General features: G+C 62.2%; 19 protein-coding genes. 10 read left to right on the top strand and 9 right to left on the bottom strand.

Annotation, left to right across the window (positions count from 1 at the left end):
* Positions 1-145 precede the first annotated feature (145 nt).
* Entirely contained in the window at positions 146-1,906 is a 1,761-nt protein-coding gene (lnt, locus tag PXH66_RS02255; protein ID WP_330932207.1) for an apolipoprotein N-acyltransferase, read from the bottom strand.
* A gap of 114 nt (positions 1,907-2,020) precedes the next feature.
* Here lnt and PXH66_RS02250 point away from each other — a divergent pair, with 114 nt between their 5' ends.
* The 4 genes from PXH66_RS02250 to PXH66_RS02235 are packed head-to-tail and all read left to right on the top strand — an operon-like array spanning position 2,021 to position 5,242.
* A complete protein-coding gene (locus PXH66_RS02250; protein ID WP_330930199.1) occupies positions 2,021-3,364 on the top strand; it encodes a MotA/TolQ/ExbB proton channel family protein in 1,344 nt (447 codons plus the stop codon).
* Positions 3,348-4,112: a hypothetical protein gene (locus PXH66_RS02245; protein WP_330930198.1), complete on the top strand. Its 765-nt coding sequence runs from the start codon at positions 3,348-3,350 to the stop codon at positions 4,110-4,112. Before PXH66_RS02250 ends, PXH66_RS02245 begins: the two co-directional genes overlap by 17 nt.
* A 12-nt stretch (positions 4,113-4,124) precedes the next feature.
* The gene (locus PXH66_RS02240; RefSeq protein WP_330930197.1) at positions 4,125-4,394 is read left to right on the top strand and encodes a hypothetical protein; all 270 of its coding nucleotides are present in this window, start codon (positions 4,125-4,127) and stop codon (positions 4,392-4,394) included.
* Positions 4,391-5,242, top strand: a complete 852-nt coding sequence (locus tag PXH66_RS02235) for a coiled-coil domain-containing protein (RefSeq protein WP_330930196.1) — start codon at positions 4,391-4,393, stop codon at positions 5,240-5,242. The genes PXH66_RS02240 and PXH66_RS02235 overlap by 4 nt, the downstream gene beginning before the upstream one ends.
* 154 nt (positions 5,243-5,396) lie before the next feature.
* On the opposite strand, the gene secA is transcribed toward PXH66_RS02235, so the two are convergent.
* Both secA and PXH66_RS02225 read right to left on the bottom strand, forming a co-directional pair.
* Complete coding sequence (secA, locus tag PXH66_RS02230; RefSeq protein WP_330930195.1) at positions 5,397-8,405, bottom strand: preprotein translocase subunit SecA; 3,009 nt, start codon at positions 8,403-8,405, stop codon at positions 5,397-5,399.
* Positions 8,406-8,596: 191 nt separating this feature from the next.
* Positions 8,597-9,523: a UDP-glucuronic acid decarboxylase family protein gene (locus PXH66_RS02225; protein ID WP_330930194.1), complete on the bottom strand. Its 927-nt coding sequence runs from the start codon at positions 9,521-9,523 to the stop codon at positions 8,597-8,599.
* A 203-nt stretch (positions 9,524-9,726) separates the two neighbouring features.
* On the opposite strand from PXH66_RS02225, the gene PXH66_RS02220 reads away from it, so the two are divergent.
* Complete coding sequence (locus PXH66_RS02220; RefSeq protein WP_330930193.1) at positions 9,727-11,913, top strand: ATP-binding protein; 2,187 nt, start codon at positions 9,727-9,729, stop codon at positions 11,911-11,913.
* Here the strand turns inward: PXH66_RS02220 and tgt are convergent.
* Complete coding sequence (gene tgt, locus PXH66_RS02215; protein ID WP_330930192.1) at positions 11,886-13,025, bottom strand: tRNA guanosine(34) transglycosylase Tgt; 1,140 nt, start codon at positions 13,023-13,025, stop codon at positions 11,886-11,888. The genes PXH66_RS02220 and tgt overlap by 28 nt on opposite strands.
* Positions 13,026-13,095: 70 nt before the next feature.
* Between tgt and PXH66_RS02210 the strand changes: the two genes are divergently transcribed.
* From PXH66_RS02210 to PXH66_RS02195, 4 genes are all read left to right on the top strand, one after another.
* The gene (locus PXH66_RS02210) at positions 13,096-13,662 is read left to right on the top strand and encodes an anthranilate synthase component II (protein ID WP_330930191.1); all 567 of its coding nucleotides are present in this window, start codon (positions 13,096-13,098) and stop codon (positions 13,660-13,662) included.
* A gap of 15 nt (positions 13,663-13,677) precedes the next feature.
* Positions 13,678-14,136, top strand: coding sequence for a transcriptional regulator NrdR (gene nrdR / locus PXH66_RS02205; protein WP_330930190.1), 459 nt, complete (start codon positions 13,678-13,680; stop codon positions 14,134-14,136).
* Complete coding sequence (locus tag PXH66_RS02200) at positions 14,133-14,639, top strand: hypothetical protein (RefSeq protein ID WP_330930189.1); 507 nt, start codon at positions 14,133-14,135, stop codon at positions 14,637-14,639. Before nrdR ends, PXH66_RS02200 begins: the two co-directional genes overlap by 4 nt.
* An 88-nt stretch (positions 14,640-14,727) precedes the next feature.
* Positions 14,728-15,069, top strand: a complete 342-nt coding sequence (locus PXH66_RS02195; protein ID WP_330930188.1) for a histidine triad nucleotide-binding protein — start codon at positions 14,728-14,730, stop codon at positions 15,067-15,069.
* Between the two features lie 116 nt (positions 15,070-15,185).
* Here the strand turns inward: PXH66_RS02195 and dprA are convergent, their stop codons facing one another.
* The 5 genes from dprA to PXH66_RS02170 form a co-directional block, all read right to left on the bottom strand.
* Positions 15,186-16,307: a DNA-processing protein DprA gene (dprA, locus tag PXH66_RS02190; RefSeq protein ID WP_330930187.1), complete on the bottom strand. Its 1,122-nt coding sequence runs from the start codon at positions 16,305-16,307 to the stop codon at positions 15,186-15,188.
* A gap of 4 nt (positions 16,308-16,311) precedes the next feature.
* The gene (locus PXH66_RS02185) at positions 16,312-17,814 is read right to left on the bottom strand and encodes an NAD(P)H-hydrate dehydratase (protein WP_330930186.1); all 1,503 of its coding nucleotides are present in this window, start codon (positions 17,812-17,814) and stop codon (positions 16,312-16,314) included.
* Positions 17,815-17,828: 14 nt separating this feature from the next.
* Positions 17,829-18,380, bottom strand: a complete 552-nt coding sequence (locus tag PXH66_RS02180; protein ID WP_330930185.1) for a hypothetical protein — start codon at positions 18,378-18,380, stop codon at positions 17,829-17,831.
* Positions 18,377-18,793, bottom strand: coding sequence for a holo-ACP synthase (gene acpS / locus PXH66_RS02175; protein ID WP_330930184.1), 417 nt, complete (start codon positions 18,791-18,793; stop codon positions 18,377-18,379). The genes PXH66_RS02180 and acpS overlap by 4 nt, the downstream gene beginning before the upstream one ends.
* A 91-nt stretch (positions 18,794-18,884) precedes the next feature.
* On the bottom strand, positions 18,885-19,631 hold the full coding sequence (locus tag PXH66_RS02170; protein ID WP_330930183.1) for a pyridoxine 5'-phosphate synthase: 747 nt from the start codon (positions 19,629-19,631) through the stop codon (positions 18,885-18,887).
* A 129-nt stretch (positions 19,632-19,760) separates the two neighbouring features.
* On the opposite strand from PXH66_RS02170, the gene PXH66_RS02165 reads away from it, so the two are divergent.
* Positions 19,761-20,468, top strand: coding sequence for a VC0807 family protein (locus PXH66_RS02165; RefSeq protein ID WP_330930182.1), 708 nt, complete (start codon positions 19,761-19,763; stop codon positions 20,466-20,468).
* The last annotated feature ends 86 nt before the right edge of the window (positions 20,469-20,554 follow it).

Here is a 20,554-nt window from a genome sequence, read left to right as displayed (position 1 = left end):
AGCATTATCGTAGGTGGCCTGCTCGCAGGCGCTCGGCGCTATCGGCCCGATAACCTGAAGCAAAAGCGTAACCAGAGTGCAAGGAGCCCGCTCCGCGCTACTCATCCGCCGGCGAATGACTCGGAAGCGCGAGCGAGCTCGCGGCCTACGGTTGCGGTTCAGTTTGGTCCCCGGGATTGTCTGCTTTCGCGGCCTCTTTGGGATCAACCGGACGCACCAGCATCACGCCGAAGACGATCAAGCCCACGCAGACCCACACGAACCAATCGCCGTGTTGCACGTAAAAGCTCTCCCGGCCGATCCAGCGCACGTCGCGTTGCACGTCGACGGAGGAAGATCCGCGAAAGTAGATCGTGCCGTCAATGTCGCCCGGTTTGTTGGACACCATCGTCCGCGAGGTGCCATCGGCATCGGTGCGCGTGACGGCGCGCAGCACCGCGCGAACGGCCCCGAATTCGTCGATCCAGCCACTCCAGCCGGCGTTGCCGATCCGCAGCACCGGACGCCGCGTTTCGACCGCCCGCAACACGCTGTGCGCGGCATGTTGCTCCGCGGCTCCGCCTTCGCCGAACCAGCCGTTATTGGTCAACACGACCAGCAGATCGACGTTGGCCTTCACCGTCGCCCGCGCCAGTTGCGGATACGTGTCTTCGTAGCAAATCAGCGGACCCACGGCCAGCGTCTGGCCGCCGGCGTTGAACAACAAGGGCTGCGGCGAATCGCCTTCCTCGAAATCTCCGGGCAACGGCACGACCTTGTCGAGCCAGCCCAGCACGGGACGCCACGGCACGTATTCCCCAAACGGCACCAGATGCCGCTTCGCGTAATAGTTGGGGTCGAGGCCCAGCTCCGGATCCACGATAAAGGCCCCGTTATACCAACGTTCCTCGCTGTCCGGGGTGGGCCCGGGTTCCCGCGCAATCGAGCCGAGCAAAATCGGCGCGCCGGCTTCTTGCGCGGTGTGCTCGACGAAAGCCTGCACCGTTGGGTCGCCTTTCACCGCCCAGGGGGTCACGGCTTCGGGCCACAGAATGACGTCCGGACGCCGGCGGGCGATCGTGGCGGTGGCCTTTTGCAACGTGTCCACGATGGCGGGAGCGTCTTCCGGATTCCATTTGATCTCCTGCGGCACGTTGGGCTGCACGAATCCGAACCGCGCCAACGGCGAATGAAAATGGTAACGATTGACCGATTCCTGCACGTGGATGCTCAGGCACACCAACAGGCCGAAGATGGCCAAAAAGAACTCCTGACTGCGCTTCTTGATTCCGCGCAGGTTGTGCTCGAAAAACAGACGATGCCCATAGGCCGCAAAGCCGAGATTCATTAGCACCAGCACGAAGGAGACGCCGCCCGCGCCCGTGTAAGCCGCCACTTGCAGGATCGACGATCGCTCCCATTGGCTGGCCGCCAACGGCAGCCAGGGAAAGCCCGACAACAGCCAGGTGCGCGTCCATTCGATGAACACCCAAGCCGCCGCCAGACCGAGAATACCGAACAATCGGTTCATCGTGCGCATCCCCCGCAACCGAGGCACCCACCACCATGCGATGAAGAACCACGAACCGACCCACGCCCCCACCACAGGTCCCAACATCAGATAGCCCGGCCAGGTCGCATGATGCAGCCACCACGTGAGGATATACCACGCCGTGATCTGCGCGCCGATCGTCACGGCGGCGAACACCTTCAGCTTGGGCCACCGATAAGCCCACAGGATGGCGGGAGCGAGACAGGCATACGCAGCTTCGGGCGCATCGAACGGCGGAAACGCCACCACCGTAAAAAGCACCATGGTGACAAACACGCCCAACGGGGCCAGCCAGCCACCGTGTTGCTCCCAAAACGGGACGGGCGGATTATCGTAGTCAGGAAATGGAGGAAGATCGTCGTCGGTGGTTTTCACTAAAGAGCCACCCATCTACAGTGCTCAACGGATCAGAAGCAACCGCAGGCTTATCGCTTGCTGCGCATCGACTCGATCGGAACACTGCCGTCACGTCTCCCCGCCTGCTACCCCATGCGAAATCTTATCAAGTCCGCCCTCGTGGCATCGGTTGCAACGATCGCGTTGTGGGTGGTGCTCCGGTTCACCCTTTCAAGCGAAGCGTGGTTCCACGCGTTTTTATTCGAACGCAGCCCGGTGCAATGGCTGAGCATCGCCATGTTCATCTTCGGCGCCGATGTGCTCATCGCGAAGGCCCGCCGCCTCGCGGCCGAACAACGCCATCTCACCCACGCCCAATGGCAGACGCACGATGCCGCTGCGACCGCCGACAGCGTGGTGCGGCGCCGCGTCTCCGCGATGGCGGAACTCGCCCAGCATCACTCGCCGTCCTTTTGCCAGGATACGGCCAAGGATCTCTCCGAGGAGGACATGCGCGCGGTCAACGAGAGTTTCGTGCTGCCAGCCGATGTGATCGGCACCCTGCCTCTCGTCGGTTTCTTCGGCACGGTGTGGGGGCTCAGTAAAGGGCTTTACAACAACTTCGTGCTACAGGGCGAAGACAGCACCAACTCCTTCGCCAACGCCATCGGCACGGCGTTCGACACCACCCTGCTCGCGCTCTTTCTCACCATCGCCCTCACCATCGCGCAAAGTCTGTTGCGGCGCGCCGAGATCGCTCTGCTGGAGCGTCTGGACCATTTCGTCGAAGACCACCTGCTCAAACTCGACGCCACCGGCACCTCGCCGATCCCGTCATCCAATGATCCGCGCGTCTGGCTCGACGAGTTCGGGATCGATCCGGCCGAACTGATCGGCTACCTGCGCGGCAAACTCGGCAGCATGGCCACCGATCTCAACGTCCTCTCCGCCACCAACGAAAAACTCACGGCGGCCCTCGAGTCCTTCAACGCCACCCCGCCCGCCGCACCCGACCCGGGTCCGCAGCTCGAGGCCCTCGCGACCGCCCTGCGTGATTCCTCCGCGCAAGCCGCCACCGCCGCCCGCGAGCAACTCGCCAAGCTCGACCAGCTGGACACGCTCACTGCGAGCAGCAGCGCTGCGGCGACCACCCTCACCGCCGTGCTCGCGCAATTGGAAAAAGCCCGGGGCGACGCGGCCACGGCGGAGAGTGCATTGCAGCAAGCGGTGACTGCCTCCGGCGAGCAAGTCGCCGCACAGATTGGGGAGGCGTCGTCGAGTCAACTCACGACCCTCGACGCGCTCAAACAACTCGCCGCCGCCCAACAGTCGACCATCGACGCGTTGGAACAACACGCCGCCGCCCACGGCCGTGCGCTCAGCGATCTGCAAGCCACCGGGGATGCCGCCCACCAGCGCACGCAGGAGCTCGTGCAACGCCCCAAAACGTTCACCGTAACCGCCGCGCCGGAACGCGCCGATGAGCCGTCGGCATAAATCCCGCCACCGCGCCCGCACCCCGGCGCCCGGCCAACCCGAACTCGGGTTGGTCTCGATTCCGCTGCTCTGTTGCCTGCTGGGCGCCGCGCTCTTCGTCTACGAATACGGCGGCAGCGCCCCCACGTTGACCAAGGAATTCCTCGCCCTGGAGGAACAGGTTGCGGCGTCGGCCTTCACCGCGCACGACCTCGACACACGCGAACAGTCCGCGGCGGAAAAACTGCGGCTCCTCCAAAACGCCGCCCGCCTCGCTCGCATCCAAGCGGAGCTCGCCCAACTCGCCGCCCGCCATCGCGACCTGCAACAGGAGCAGCTTGATCTCGATCGCCTCGAAAAGCTGTTGGCCGAAATCGAGGCGGCTCGGCTCCGCATTGCCGAACTCGAGGTGCAGCGTAACAAGGTCATCGCCGAGCGCCGGTCGTTATTCGACAACTACACCGGTCCCTACGTTCTGGTCGAATGCGTCGACAACGCCATCATCGTCTATCCGGGGGCGCAGCGCATCAGTCTCAACGACTTGCCCGCCCATCAAGCGGCACTGCTGGAGCAGATCGACGAATTCGGCTATGTGGCCATTGCGGTGCGACCGGGGGGCTGGACCCGCGACTCCTTCGACGCCGCGAAACAACTCATCTACGCGCACCTTGATGCCGTGCGCCAATCCACCGGCCGCGAGATCGCCCGCACCGATTTCCCCATCAAGGCCGCCGAGCCGATCGGTCCCTATCTGCCGCGCTCCAGCTGATTCACTGCCCGCATGGCCTCCACCACCAAATTTCGCAATCTCATCTGCATGGCGGACCTGTTTTTCGCTTTGAGTGCGAGTTTGTTTCTGCTGAGTGCCATCGAGGGCAAAACCCTCGAAGGCGAAGATCCATTGGTTGACCGCGACCCCAATCCCGCGGAAATCGAAAAGGCCATCGGACGCCTGGAGGCCGAGGCCGATACCGTCCAAACCCAGCTCGAAGCCATCGAAAATCTCAGCGACCAACTCGGCCTGGAAACACCCGAGTCCCGCCAACCATGATCGCGACGGCAAAGTGCTGGCAGGTCTTCGTCCTCGGATGCGCCCTCGGGGCCGCGGCGACATCGGCGGCGACCGACGCCCCTCGGCCGCGTCAGCAGATTTATCAAGAGCTGCGACAACGCCATGAAGCCGCGGCGGAGGATCTCGCCGACACGCAGGTCGCCCTGCAACGCATCGAGGCTTTGCTGGAGGCCTACCGTATCGACGACACCGATCTCGCCAAACTCATCACCACGCTCTCACAGGAACGTGATGAGTTGAAGCTCACCGTCGAACAGCTCGAAGCCCTGCTCGCTCAGTTGCGAAAACTGCTGCAGGTCGATGCCGCCGCCGTGCAGGAAGCGTTGGCGCAGGCGCTCGCCGCTCGCGAACAGCTGCTCATCGACGAGGAACATTTGCGCGAGGATATCCCGCCGCCGGAAACCAAACGCCACATCTCCACCGCCATCTCACTCGATGGCATGCAGTCGCGAGCGTTTCTGCTGACCGGGGAAGCCATCGCCCCCTTCAGCCAGCCCTATTTCACCGCCCAAAACATCAAGGTGCGTTTGCATGATCGGCGGGTGGTCGAACGCCCCCGCTACACCCGCGATCGCGATGCGGGCGCGACAACTCTGGCCGTGCAACCCGGCGGCGTGTTGCACGAGCTCGTCACGTCGCCCGACTTCGATCGGACGCAGACCTACGTGACCTTGTGGGTGTGCGATGACGCGATCGACAGTTACCGCACGGCGGTGGCGTTTCTCAAAAGCCACGGCGTGCGCTACACGTGGTTGCCCGACGTCGACGCGCCATGGACCGCGATCGACGACGAAGCCCCCCTGGGCAACTGGGGTTACGACGGTTAGCCCGCGAGAGCTCGGCAGATCCGTGCAGGCCGCGAGCTATTCCGAGTGGCAAGGGCTTCGCTCGCCGACGAACGCCCCGAGTCGGCAAATGACCGGAGCGCGAGCGAGCTCGCGGCCTACAATGCAATCCTCGGATACCCGACGAGGAGCAGCCCTACTTACCGTGGCACTGCTTGTATTTTTTGCCGCTGCCGCAGGGACACGGGTCGTTGCGACCGACCTTGGGCATCGCCTGCACCGGTTTCGGCTTGGGCATGGGCAACTTGATGTCGCGCTTGGGCGCGCCCGGATTACCGGTGGCGCCGCCGCCCGTGACGGTGGTGCGCACTTGGGCCGTGGGCAGTGCGCCGGGAGCGGCGGCGGCCGGAGCGTTCTCGGGACCGACCGCTTTGGCGCCGCGGCTGAGCACCTGCAGCATGTTCTCGAAGGCCTGAATGTTGGTCGCGCTGCGGAACAGTCCGGTGCAAATCTGCAACCGCACATTGTTCATGAGCTCTTCAAAGTATTTGAAGGCCTCGCCCTTGTATTCAACCAATGGATCCTTCTGGCCGTAGCTGCGTAATCCAATGGCGCGGCGCAGTTCCTCCATCTCGGTGAGATGCTCCTGCCAGTGCTTGTCGATCGCGTTGATGACGACGTAGCGTTCAAGGCCGCCGAGCGCCTCCGGCACTTCCACCGACTCTTTGACTTCGTAGGCTTTGTGGACGCGGGCCGCGAGTTCCTTGGTCAGCGTGTCGAAGTTCTTGCCCTGCAGGTCGTCCGCGTGGAGTCCGATCGGAAAGTGGGTGTTGAACCAACCCACCAGATGATCGATCGAGGCGGCATCGGCCCCGCCCTTTTCGTCGAAGCCAGCGGTTTCGAGTCGGACGACCACCTCTTCCTCGACCTGTTCGAAGATGAGTGTCTTGGGACGATCCGCGTGGATGGCGGCGTTGCGAATGCCGTAGATGACCTCGCGCTGTTGGTTGAGCACGTCGTCGTATTGGAGCAGACGTTTGCGCTGGGAAAAGTTCTGCTGCTCGACCTTCTTTTGCGCACTTTCGATCGAGCGATTGAGCAGGGAATGCTCGAGCTCTTCGCCGTCGCGCATGGAGCCTTCCATGAGTCGCGAGGCCAGGTTGCCCTGCAGGAAGAGGCGCATGAGGTTGTCTTCCAGCGAGAGGAAGAACTTCGTCGTGCCGGGGTCACCCTGACGCGAACAACGACCGCGCAGCTGGCGGTCGATGCGACGGGACTCGTGGCGCTCGGTGCCGATCACGTAGAGACCGCCGAGTTCGCGCACGCCTTCGCCGAGTTTGATGTCGGTGCCGCGGCCGGCCATGTTGGTCGCGATGGTGACGCCGCCCCGGTGGCCGGCGCGGGCGACAATGTCGGCCTCCTGCTCGTGGAATTTGGCGTTGAGCACGGTGTGGATGATGTTCGCGCGCTTGAGCATGCGCGAAAGCACCTCGGACGATTCGACGGAAACCGTGCCGACGAGCACGGGCTGGCCGCGTTTGTTGGCTTCAGTGATCTCGGCGACGACCGCGTTGAACTTGTCGCGACGGGTCTTGAAAATGGAGTCGTTCTTGTCTTCGCGAATGTTGGGTTTGTTGGTCGGGATGACCTGCACGCCCAAGCCGTAGATTTCGCTGAATTCGGCGGCTTCCGTTTCGGCTGTGCCGGTCATGCCGGCCAGCTTCTCATACATGCGGAAGTAGTTCTGAATCGTAACCGTCGCGTAGGTGCGAGTCTCGCGCTCGATGGTCACGCCCTCCTTGGCTTCGACGGCTTGGTGAAGACCATCCGACCACCGGCGGCCCGGCATGACGCGGCCGGTGTTTTCGTCGACGATATTCACCTTGCCCTCCTGGACGACATATTCGACGTCGCGCTCGTAGAGACAGTAGGCGCGCAGGAGCTGGGAGATGGCGTGAATCTCTTCGGAAACCGCGGCGTAGGCTTGGTGGGAGGCGTTCTTCTTTTCCTCGCGCTGCTCAGGCGTGAGGCTCTCGTCGCGATCGATTTCCATATGCTCGACGGCGAGGTCGGGCAGAACGAAGGCATCGGGATTATCGGGACGCAGAGTATTGCGACCGATCTCGGTGAGGTCAGACTGATGCTGGCGCTCATCAATGGTGAAAAACAGCTCCTCCTTGAGGGCATACATCTCCGCCTTCTGCAGGTCGGAGTTCATCTCAGTTTCGAGCTTATCGAGTTCCTTGCGGGCGGCGGGGACCTCGAGAACGCGCAGCAGCAGCTTGTTCTTCGGGTGGCCAAGTTTGACCTGCAGGAGCTTGCGGAAAGCCTCGGCGCGTTCGTCGGAGGAAGCGGATTCGTTTTCGACGACGGGTTTGGCTTCGGAGATGAGGCGGTTGCAGAGCTTGAGCTGCATGTTCACGAGCCGTTCCAAGGTGGGCTTGAGACGGGTGAAGGGCTGCTCGCGCTCAATCGGAGCCGGGCCGGAAATGATGAGCGGGGTGCGGGCTTCGTCGACGAGGATGGAGTCGATTTCGTCCACGATACAGAACCAGTGATCACGTTGGACCTGGTCCTCTTTGCGCGTGGCCATGCCGTTGTCGCGCAGGTAATCGAAACCGAACTCGGAGGCTGTGCCGTAGGTGATGTCGCGGCCATACATCTCGCGGCGCAGCGACGACGGCATCTGTTGCTGGATACAACCGACGGTGAGGCCGAGGTATTGGTAAAGGTGGCCCATCCACTCGGAGTCACGACGAGCGAGGTAGTCGTTGACGGTGACGAGCTGCGAATTGCGGCTGGTCAGAGCGTTGAGATAGAGCGGCAGGGTGGCGACGAGGGTCTTGCCTTCACCCGTGGCCATTTCGGCGATCTTGCCGTGGTGCAGCGCGAGGCCACCGATGAGCTGCACGTCAAAGTGGACCATGTCCCAGGTCTGTTCGTGCTCGTTGACGATGGCCGTGGTGCCGACCAGGCGGCGAGCGGCGTTTTTGACGGCGGCAAAGGCCTCCGGCAGGATGTCGTCGAGGGACTCACCTCCTTTGACGCGCTCGCGGAACTCGACCGTCTTGGCCTTGAGCTGCTCTTCCGAGAGCGATTGGTAGGATTCCTCGATCTCGTTGATCTTAGCGACCACGGGCTTGGCGGACTCGAGAAATTTCCGATAGTGACGACCGGCGAAACGTTTGAACAGAAAGTCGAACATGAAGAGCCCGCGAGCGTAGGACGCGCCATTGCCTTGGCAAATGAAGAATCGCCCTGTCTGCCAGAGGTAACTTTCGCGCGCGTGGGGCCGTGAGCGACGCGATCGAGTTCAGGCCAAGTGCGCCATGCTGTCACGCCGACTGAGAGCGTGGCGCATTCCGTGTCGCGACGCGACGGGTGGAACGGACCGGATCAGACCTGCGTGCGGAAGTAGGCAATGGTCCGCTTCAGGCCCTCTTCGAGCGGAACGGCGGGCGTCCAGTCGAGGTGTTTCTGGGCCAGGGTGATATCAGGTCGGCGCTGCTTGGGGTCGTCGGCCGGGAGGGGCAGGTGCTTGATTTTCGACGGTCCGCCGACCAGTTTCAGCGTCTGTTCGGCCAGTTCGAGCATGGTGAATTCGCCCGGGTTGCCAATGTTGACCGGACCGACCGTGGCCGTCTGCGCCATGAGGCGGAGGAAACCCTCGATGAGGTCGTCGACGTAACAGAAGGAGCGGGTTTGGGAGCCGTCGCCGTAAACGGTGAGGTCCTCGCCGCGCAGAGCTTGCACGATAAAGTTGGATACGACGCGGCCATCGTTGGGATGCATCCGGGGGCCGTAGGTGTTGAAGATGCGCACGACCCGGATATCGACGTCGTTCTCGCGGTGATAGTCGAAGAAGAGCGTCTCGGCGCAGCGTTTGCCCTCGTCGTAGCACGAGCGCAGGCCGATCGGGTTGACGTTGCCCCAGTAGCCCTCGGGTTGCGGGTGCACCGCCGGATCACCGTAGACCTCGCTCGTGCTGGCTTGAAACACGCGGGCGCGCACGCGTTTTGCCAGGCCGAGACTGTTGATCGCCCCCATGACCGAAGTCTTGGTCGTCTTGATGGGGTTGAATTGGTAATGGGGCGGCGAGGCCGGGCAGGCCAGGTTGTAGATTTGATCGACCTCGAACTTGAACGGATCGATCACGTCGTGGCGCACGAGCTCAAAATTGGGATTCGGCAACAAGTGCGCGATGTTGCTCTTGCGACCCGTGAAGAAGTTATCGAGGCAAATAACCTCGTGCCCCTGCTCCAGCAAACGGTCGCAAAGATGAGAGCCCAAAAAGCCGGCTCCGCCGGTGACAAGAACGCGCATGGCGGCATTCGACTGATCCGGTCGAACCATGTCGAGCCGAGACAAACGGTTGAGCACCACCACCGTCATTTCCACAGCCGGACGGCGTCACCATCGATCCCGTTTCTTCGCATTAATATTGTTAAAACCGGCTTATCGGTCCGTGTATTTCTACTTCGCTCCGTCGAACCCCTCCACGCCGACGGCGCGAAGCAGACTGCGACATGTCCGCCGACCATCACGCTTCCCCCCGTCCCCCGCTGGCCCCCGCCTCCACTCCGGTTGTCCTCCGGGAGGACGCGACCCTGAACACGCTCCGCAGTGCAGTCCGCCTCGCAGCCGTGGAGCGCCTGCAGCTCAAGGGGGCGCCAACCGAGCCCGCCTACGAACGACACACCCGCCTCGCCAGCCAGTTCCTGAACGCCCCTGCCAGTTTCGCGACGTTGATCGGAGCGACAGATCAGCATGTCTTTGCGTCATGCGGAGATCTCGGCGGTGAATCTGCGCAGGCGCTTGGTTACTCCCAATTGGTGGTGACGACCGGAAGTCTTCTAATCGTCGACAAGACGCACCCCGCTCCGAAAAAAGATGAGCTGAACAGCACCGATGTGGCGGCTTACCTGGGATACCCCATCCGCACCCCCGATGGGTTCATTGTAGGGGTATTCGGTGCCATGGATACGAAGGAACGCGTCTGGGCGGAGGAGGAGATCGAGCTCATGCACGATTTCAACGAGTTGTTGAAATCCGAGATTGGGAGTCGCTATCGCAGCTTGATCACCGAAGCGAAACTCGAAGCGAATCAGGGCCGACTCTCCAAGGCACTGGGATGGGCGGACTGCCTGGTGTGGGAAGCGGAAGTCGACTGCACGACGGATAATTGGGCCTGGCGATTCAACATCCAACCCTCGGGACTCTACAAGCGACTGTTCGGCAGCCGGACGACCTCCAGCGACATGGGGTTGTGGTATCGCCACGAACTCCCCGACCAGGCCGCCATGGACCAGCGCAGCCGCGAGGCGCTGCTCACGGGCAAACCGGGCTACATGCAGGAATTTCGGGTGGTGGAAAAAGGCAAAACGTTCTGGTTGCGCGAATCGGTCACCATAACTCCGCTCGGCCAAAAACGCCACTGGGTCGTCGGGGTCGCGACCGACATTACGATGCTCAAGGAGCTCGAAGCCAATCTCGCTCACGCCCGGGATGAGGCCCTGAAGGCGTCTCAGCTGAAATCACAGTTCCTCGCGAACATGAGTCATGAGATCCGCACCCCCATGAACGGCATCATCGGCACGGCCAATATGCTCATGGACTCGGATCTGAACGACGCGCAGCGGCAGATGGGCCGCGTCATTCAGGAGAGCGGTGAATCCCTGCTCGTCGTCATCAACGACATTCTGGACATCTCTAAAATTGAAGCGGGCATGCTCTCGATCGAAACCGCCCCATTCAGCCTGTCCCACGTGATCGGCGAAGTGATGTCTTTGCTGCAGCCGCAGGCCACGGACAAGGGAATCAATTTGAAATGCGAAATCGATGCGAACCTGCCGACGAAGGTCGTGGGCGACGCGTATCGGGTGCGGCAGATCGTCACGAACCTGCTCGGCAACGCCATCAAGTTCACCGCCGAGGGGGAGGTCGCGGTGCACGTGGCGACGACCCTCCGCGCATCCAAACACTGCGCCGTTCGTATTACTATTTCCGATACAGGATTCGGTATTTCGACGGAGGACCAGTCGAAATTGTTTCTGCCCTTCGTGCAGATCGACGGATCCGACAGTCGCCAGTATGGGGGCACGGGGCTGGGGCTGGCAATTTCCCGTCAGCTCACCGAACTCATGGGCGGCCACATCGGGCTTCGCAGCACCATCGGCACGGGCTCCACGTTCTGGCTCGAGTTACCTTTCCTGACGGACGCGAATCCCCCGCAATCGACCAAACCGGCCAAGCGTCCCCAAGGCCCGGCGGCCGAAACGTCGCCGCCGGTTCGGACGCATCTGCTGCTGGTCGAGGACAACAAAACCAATCAGTTCGTCGCCCAGCACATCCTGAAGAAAATCGGCTTCACCCACGACGTCGCCAACCACGGCGAGGAAGCCTTGGCGCTCCTCGCACGCAATCGTTACGATGCCGTTTTGATGGATTGTCAGATGCCGGTGCTCGACGGCTTTGAGACCACCCGCCGCATTCGCGAAGGCACCGTGGAGAAGCTCGACCCCTCTATTCCAATCGTCGCCTTGACGGCCTATGCCATGATCGGCGACGAAGACCGGTGCCGGGAAGCCGGCATGAACGGTTACGTGACCAAACCGATCCGGGCCGAGCATCTGCGGGCAGCGCTCCAGGAGTTTGGCATTCTGTCGCCGCTCGACGAGGAAACCGGTCAGCGCGATGCCAGCCCCGCTTCGTAGCGGGCGATCCACTCAAGGTGCCACGACGCATAGTCGCCGGCTTCGAGGTGCGCGCGCACTTGCGCCATCAGATCGAGGTAGAAATGCAGATTGTGCAGCGTGAGCAATGTGCCGGCCAACATCTCTTCGGCGAGCAACAGATGTCGCAGATACGCCCGGGTGAAGTTCCGGCAGGTATAGTTGTCCAGTCCCTCCACGATGGGTGACTTGTCCAGGCGGAACTTTTCGTTGCGCAGGTTGATCGGGCCGTTCGGCGTGAAGACGAGCCCATTGCGCGCCACCCGCGAGGGCAGCACGCAGTCAAACATGTCGACGCCGAGCGCGACCATTTTCAGCAACTGCGGCGGCGTGCCCAGTCCCATGGTATAGCGCGGTTTGTCGGCCGGCATGAAGGGCGTGGTCGCGCCGACTTGCTTGAGCATCTCGGGTTCGGGCTCGCCCACACTGACCCCGCCGACCGCATATCCCGGCAAATCCAAAGTCGCCAGCGATTCCGCGGCCTCTCGCCGCTGATCGTCAAAGGTCGATCCCTGCACGATGCCAAAGAGATGGTGCCCCGCCTCGAAGAAACCACTGTCGACCGCAATATCGCGGCACTGCCCCGCCCACCGAAAACTCCGTTCGACCGCCGAAGCGCACGCGTCGCGATCGCAGGGCCAGGGCGGGCATTCGTCGATCACCATGGCGATATCGCTGCCCAGATTGGTCTGAATCTGCATCACTTCCTTCGGCCCCAGAAACAATTTTTTGCCGTCAATGTGGCTCTGAAACTCAATGCCGTCAGGCTTGAGCTTGCGCAGTTTGGCCAAGGAAAAGACCTGAAACCCACCGCTGTCGGTCAGGATCGGCTTGTTCCACCCCATAAACTCATGCAGCCCCCCCATCTCGGCCACGAGCTCGCTGGTGGGGCGCAGGTTGAGATGATAGGTGTTGCCGAGGATGATTTGCGCGCCGATTTCGTGCAGATGTGCCGGGGTCAACGCCTTGACCGTGCCCTGCGTGCCGACCGGCATGAAGATGGGCGTCTCCACCACGCCATGACGCGTGCGCAGACGACCACGACGGGCGGCGGTGGCTGTATCGGTGGAAATAAGGTCAAAGTGAGAAGGCATGAGCGTGGAACACCCTACCCGCACGCTTGACCCCACTGTCAATCCGCCAGCTAATCCGCCGCTACGCACTGTGCTCCTCGTAATCGACAACTACGACTCCTTCACTTTTAACCTCGTCCAATATTTCGGTCAGTTGGGCGTGGAGCAGCGCGTATTCCGCAACGACGAGATCACCCCGGCCGAAGCGCTCGCTCTCAAGCCCGAGCGCGTCATGATCTCCCCGGGCCCCTGCTCTCCGCGTGAGGCGGGCGTTTCGCTCGATATGATCGCCGCCTTTGCCGGCAAAGTCCCCCTTTTCGGGGTCTGCCTCGGGCACCAGTCGATCGGCCAGCATTTCGGCGGCAACATCGTGCGCGCCGAGCGTCTCATGCACGGCAAAACCTCGCCGATCCAACATCGCGATACCGATGTATTCGCGGGACTCCCCCAAGGTTTCGCCGCCACGCGTTATCACTCCCTCCTGATCGAGCGCGCTTCCCTGCCCGACTGCCTTGAAATCACCGCCGAGACGGCGGAAGGCGAGATCATGGGCATCCGCCACCAAACCCTGCCCATCTGGGGCGTCCAATTTCACCCCGAGTCGATTGCCACTGAAAGTGGGATGCAGATATTGGAAAATTTTCTGCGTCTCAACTGATCCCACCCCAGCACCATGCGTTGTTCCAAATGCACTTCGATTGATGACAAAGTCATCGATTCCCGCATCAGCAAAGAAGGGACCAGCATCCGTCGACGTCGCGAATGCCTGGAATGCGGTCACCGCTTCAGCACCACCGAAATGCTCGTGCGCGAGGGTCTCATGGTGGTCAAACGCGACGACCGTCGCGAAGAGTTTGATCGTCACAAACTGGGCCGCTCGATCCACGCCGCCTGCCACAAACGTCCCATCGACGAGGAGCAGATCCTCATGTTGGTCGAAGACGTGATCGACGTGCTGGAAGCCCAATTCGACACCCAAATCCCCTCGCGCGCCATCGGCGACGCCGTCATGCAGCGCTTGTCGCGCATTGATCAGGTCGCCTACGTGCGCTTCGCGAGTATCTACAAACAATTCCGCGACGCGTCCGAATTCATCCACGAGATCAACGCGCTCGATCGACCCCAGGCATGACCGCCCCCGCACGCGACGAGTTGCGCCGCCTGCACCTGATCAACGCGCTGTTCGCCCACGTCACCGGTCAGGACCTCTACCTCGCCGAACAGATCAAGAGTGCGATCACGTTCAGTCTGGCCGAGTTCGAACAGCAGACCAGCGACCACCCTGAGTTCGCCGCGCAATACGATGCGGCGTTCAACACCGCCGCCGCCCGCCTGCTCGAGGAATCGTTCAGCCATCTGCCCAAACACGGCTTCTTTCACTGGGACGCCACCCGCACGCTCACTGCCGCCGAGCCGCTCTTCGCCCGCGCCGAGCTCATGACCGGCCTGAAGCGCCTCGCGCCCTTTCGCGAATCGACGCTGCTGGTCACCAACTTGCGTCCCGCGCTGCTCCCGCCCGACAAACGGCAGACTCCACGCCGCAAGCGCGACTACGCCGAATCCCTCGGCTACATCCGTGAACTCGCCGCCGCCCGCACCGCCCCCAGCGCCAATCTGAACCTGCTATTCTTGTAGACCACGAAATACCCGAACGAAACGAAAGGTTCACGACCTCGGACGGTTTTCGTGTGATTCGTGTATTTCGTGGTCTAGAAACTCCGCCATGCCCAAGACGCTCTTCCAGAAGATCATTGATCGTGAAATCCCCGCCAAAATTGAGCATGAGGACGACCAATGCATCGTCATTCATGACATTCAGCCTCAAGCGCCGGTGCATGTGTTGATCATCCCGAAGCAACTTATTCCCCGTCTCGCCGAAGCCGGTGACGACGACGGCGCTCAACTCGGCCACCTCCTGCTCATCGCTCGCAACGTCGCCCGAAAGCTCCACCTCGACAACGGCTTCCGCGTCGTGATCAACAACGGCCCCGACGGCTGCGAAAGCGTCCCTCATCTTCACGTCCATCTCCTCGGCCAGCGCCAATTACAGTGGCCTCCCGGTTGAGTCCCTGAATTCGATTTCGCCCATCAACAAAGTTAGGGCATGCTCGCCAAGCGCGCCGTGTCAGTAATTCGGGCGGAGAGGCATCGCGTTCGGCGGTTTCGGCGAAACCGCCCTACCTATGTCGCTTCGTAGCGCCCGTCGGTGCGCCGAGCGAGACGTCGCTGCAGCTCCAACATCATGAGCGCGGTGGTGACCTCCGAAACACCGAGGCCGGTCAGTCCGGTTAACTCATCCGGACTGAGCTGGGCACCACCCGCGAAACAGGCGAACACCTTGTCCTCGCTCGCCGACATTGGCGGCCCGCTTTCCTCTCCACCATCGGCGGTTTCTTTCGCGGCCAAAGGTGTGGGTTTCAACCCGTCGAGGTAACTGAACTCCGCCAGAATATCGTCCACGCAGGTCACCAACATCGCGCCATCGCGAATGAGCTGATGACAACCGGCGCTCGTCGGTTGATCAATCCTCCCCGGCACGGCAAACAGTTGCCGCCCCTGCTCGCCCGCAAAACGCGCCGTGATCATGGAGCCGCCCGCGACATCGGACTCGATCACGATCACGCCCGCCGACATGCCCGCCACGATGCGATTGCGCATGGCAAACGACTGCCGGTCCGCCCGCCGATCGAAGGGAAACTCCGTGACCACCGCGCCGTTCGCCGCGACCTGGCGGTAGAGGTCCAGATTCTCCGGTGGGTAGACAATATTCATGCCGGTCCCCAGCACACCGACCGTGGGACCTCCCGCCTCCAGCGCCCCCTCGTGAGCGGCGGTATCGATGCCGCGAGCCAATCCGCTCACGACGCAAAACCCCGCCTCGGTAAGTTCGCGTGCCAGGGTCTTCGCCACCTTCTGCCCGTAGAGCGTGGTCTTGCGGCTGCCCACCATCGCCAGCATGGGGCGGACGAATCCGTAGTCACCGCGCTGATACAGACCGATGGGCGGGTCGTAGATCTCTCGCAACATTGCCGGATAGGTTTCGTCTCGGCACGTCACAAACCTGGCCTTGGCCTTGGCGATTCGCTCCTCCTCCCGCCCCAAATCAAAGTGCTCCTCCCAGGCCGCGATCGTGCCACTGATCGCCGGCCCCACCCCCTTCACTCGCTCCAGGTCCTTGGTCCCGGCGGAAAGCACTTCGCGGGGGTCATCTTCAAACGCGGCCAACAATCGACGCAAGTTGACCGGCCCGATGTGCGGCAACGCGTTCAGGATCAGGCAGGCTTGCGCATCGGTGAGCTCCATCCGGCTATAACGCGCGCAGCACGCCGTTTATTTCATCAATCAACCACGACGATCGAACGGCGACTTCCCCGCGTGAGTCCGCGACACGTTGCGACGCCAGTCCATGCCACACCACACCTTGGGCGGCGGCCACCAATGGTGTGCCGGGTTCGGCCGCCAGCCGCCCTGCGATCAGCCCCGCCAGCATGTCACCACTGCCGCCGCGCGCGAGCACCGGTCCCCCGGCCACACCGTGATAGATCACGCCGTCTTGGATGACCCGGGTGATCGGCCCCTTCAACACCGTCACGGTGGGTTGCGGCCAAGCAAGAGCGTCCAACGCCACGTTCTTCGATGTTGTTATCCGATCGAATTCGCCCTGATGAGGCGTCAAAATCCGCGGCGCGTTGCCCGCCATCACACCCTCTGGCTGCAGCGCATCGGCATCCAACACCAGGGGGATTTTGGCTTCGCCGATCAAGTCTTTGACCAGCGCCATGGTCTCGGGGTCGCGACCCAATCCGGGCCCCACCAGTGCCGCGCTCGCCCGCGCCCACTTCGTCCGAATGCGCTGACCCGCATCGAGCGACAATCCGCCGTCTTCCGTCTCCGGACAACCCACCCACATGGCCTCGGGCCAACGCGCGGCAAACGCGGCGGAAATCGACTCGGGGACAAACGCGGTGACATTCCCCACGCCGCTGTGCAGAGCGGCGGCCACACTCAGACCGACCGCACCCGGAAAATCGCGCGAACCTCCGACAATGGCGAGGTGGCCATGGCTGCGCTTGTCCGAATGGAACGATCGCAGCTGTTGCAACGGAGCCAGCCCCGCCGCTGTCAGCACCCGCAGATTTCCGACCGCGTCGTCGCCGAAGAATCCCAGATCCAAATAGCGGATACGGCCGGCATTGGGTAAATCGAGCAACGGCGATTTCAGAATGCCGGTCGCATACGTGACATCGGCCTGAAACGCGACCGCCTCCGCCCAGCCGCTCGGCAGGTCGACGGCAGCCCGCAGCGACGTCTTCACATCGGCGGCCTGTTGCAACCACCCCGTGGCGGGCTCCCGCAACGGTGGACGAAATTGAAAACCGAATACCCCATCGATCACCACCGTATAACTCGCCGCCATTTCCCGGCGTCGGATCGCCCGCACGCGGGCGCTACCGCCGGCATGCTGCAGCTGGCGCCACGCCGCCAACGTCAAGGGACGCAGCCGGTTCTGGCCGAATACAAACCCGACCTCGACCGTCCACGCCGGGGCCGCGGCGAGCAACCGCGTCGCGGCGATCAAGGCGTCCCCACCGTTGTGACCTTTTCCGACCAGCACGAGCAGTCGTCCCGGCTTCGCGGTGAGGGTCTCGCTGACCGTTTTGAGATCATGGATGATCCCGTCAGCGACGGCGGCTCCAGCCGCCTGCATCGCGGGCCATTCCTTGCTTTCGTCGCCTCCGAAGATCCGCGCTTCCCACGCCGCCGCCGTCACGCAGTCGAGAATGGGATGTGATCCAGACAGGAACGGCACCGGGTGAGCCCCTCTCATTCGCCGCCCGGAGCGCGCGGCAGCGTTTTGAATTCGATCGGAGCCGGGGCGTCCGGCACCTTCACCTTGTCGGGGTTGGCTTGATAAAAACGCTTCGCCCGCTGCTCCGCCGTTTCCGTGAAAAGAATCGGGCTGTTTACCGGACCATAGCCATCGAGGGGCAGCCGCGTAAAACCCGGGATGGACCGGAAGTAGTCCGCTTCCTCCGTGCGCACGACTTCGAAGTAGTCGGAGAACGAAAGCGTGGTGCTGTTCCACACCGCGATTTGCGTGCGGTCATCACTCCAAAAGACCCAATCGCGAAACTGTTCAAACAGGGCCTCCACGATTTCGATACTCGGTTTTTCGGCATCTCTGAGCGCACTGGACGTCGGCGCTTCCGTTTCCGCGGCGGGTTCGGCGGCGACCGCTGCGCCGGGCACCGGGGTCGGCTCCGCGGGCTTGCTCTGGAACAGCCACATGGTGACGACCCCCACGAGAAAACCGGCGAGCACCCACGACGGCACTTGAGAGAGATTGCGATTGGCGAGAGAGGGTTCGGCACTCATGGGGAAGGTGTTGCTTTCACGATGGCCGCGACCGCCATGGCGGAGCTTTCCGTGTGAGAGAGGGAAACCAGCACATGCGATCCCTGGAGCCGTTGCAACAGTGCGGCTCCGGCTTCGTCCAAATGAATCAGCGGTTGATGACGCTCACCGTGATACACGGAAATCGATTTCCAACCGAGCTCGGCTCCGATACCGGTGGTGAAGCATTTGGACACGGCCTCCTTGGCGGCAAACCGCGCCGCGTAGTGCTTGTGCGGGTGCTTCATGCCATCGCAGTAAGCGCGTTCTTCGACCGTGAAGACTCGGTTTAAGAACCGCTCCCCCTGCCGCCTGATGACCCCGCGAATGCGATCCACCTCGATGAGGTCGCAACCGAGTCCGAGAAGTATGCCACCGGGAGGAAGATCAATCATGGGTTCGTCCACGGAATACACAGAATACTCGGAAGAAAATCCGATTCTGGCGCTGGAAGTGAATTGAGCCGCCTCGCCGCCATCCGGCCCTTCAGTCGTTCAATCGGGCTCGCATCTCGCGCACAGCCTCGTCGATGCCGGTGAAGAGGGCGCGGCTGATGATACTGTGGCCGATGTTGCACTCGTGAAGGTGAGGCAGGGTCCTGATCTCCGCGACATTGAGGTAGTTGATGCCGTGGCCGGCGTTGACCGTCAGACCGAGGGCGTGCCCCTGCCCCGCCCCCCGGACGAGACGAGCAAACTCCTCCGCGCGCGACTCTGCGTCGTAAAACCGATTCGCCCACGCCCCCGTGTGCAGTTCGATAAACGGAGCCCCGAGCTCGGCCGCCATCGCGATTTGAGGCTCATCGGGATCGATAAACAAACTGACGGCGATTCCGGCCGCTCCCATGGCGTCCACGATCGCGGCGACACGGTCGCGTTGACCAACCACATCCAATCCGCCTTCGGTGGTGATTTCGGCGCGATTTTCCGGCACGAGGCAAACCGAGTCGGGTTTCACCTCCGCCGCGATTTTCGCCATTTCGGACGTGCACGCCATTTCCAGATTGAGGCGGGTGGCGATCGACTCCCGCACCCGGTGCACATCGGAATCGATGATATGACGACGGTCTTCGCGGAGGTGGATGGTGATGCCGTCCGCGCCGGCGCGTTCGGCATGCACCGCCAAAGTGACCGGATCGGGCTCGACGGCGGGCTCCGCCCCGGGATGCACCACCCGATAGCGCGCCTGTCGGACGGTGGCACAGTGATCAATATTGAGGCCGAGGAAAATCATGGGAGAACGATCCAATACAAAATCGTGGATACAGGAAACGAGGAAAACCCAGAGGTTACGGTCACGAGAGACGATTTATCCATCTTCCGGCTTTCCTGACCGCCCAATCCTCCCCTTTATCAGCCGCCCATGCCTCCTCCCGCCAAACGCGAAAACATGCTGGTCAATCTGGCGTTCAACATCGCCATCCCGTCGCTCATCCTCGCCAAAGCGAGCACGCCCGAGCGATTGGGTCCGGTCTGGGGGCTGATCATCGCGCTCGCCTTTCCCATCAGCTACGGCGTGTGGGATTTCGTGCAACGTCGGCAGGCCAACTTCGTGTCGATCCTCGGGTTTGCCAGCGTCATGCTGACGGGCGGTCTGGGACTGATGAAGGTTGGCAATTTCTGGTTTGCCGTAAAGGAGGCTGCCGTGCCCGCCCTCATCGGCATCGCCGTGTGGCTGTCGACGTATACCCAACGTCCCCTGGTGCGTCAGTTTCTGTTCAGCGACCAGGTCATGGACGTGAACAAAATCGAAGCCGCGCTCGACGAGCGGGCTAATCGGTCCGCGTTCGATCAACTGCTCAGTTCCTCGACCTATTTACTCGTCGTCTCGTTCGTCGTGAGCGCCGTGCTCAATTTCGTGCTCGCCCGGTGGTTGCTCACCAGCCCCACCGGTTCGCCGGAATTCAATGCTGAGCTCGGCAAGATGAATGCCCTCAGTTGGCCCGTAATCGTCGTGCCGACCATGATCATCACCGTCTTCGCCCTGTGGCGTTTGGTGAGCGGCATCACCAAGCTCACCGGTCTGAAATTCGAAGAAATGCTCCACGCCGAGCATGTGAAGCAGAGCTGAACCCCGCGCGGCACGGGATGGACCCGACCAAGCGAAAACCTCGAAGAGCGCATCCTCCGAACGCCGTCAATTCACCCACCCCGTAG

The organism is Synoicihabitans lomoniglobus (assembly GCF_029023725.1).
Taxonomy (GTDB): domain Bacteria; phylum Verrucomicrobiota; class Verrucomicrobiia; order Opitutales; family Opitutaceae; genus Actomonas; species Actomonas lomonigloba.
The sequence above is the reverse complement of the archived record's forward strand: the minus strand, read 5'-3'. Positions and strand labels throughout refer to the sequence as shown.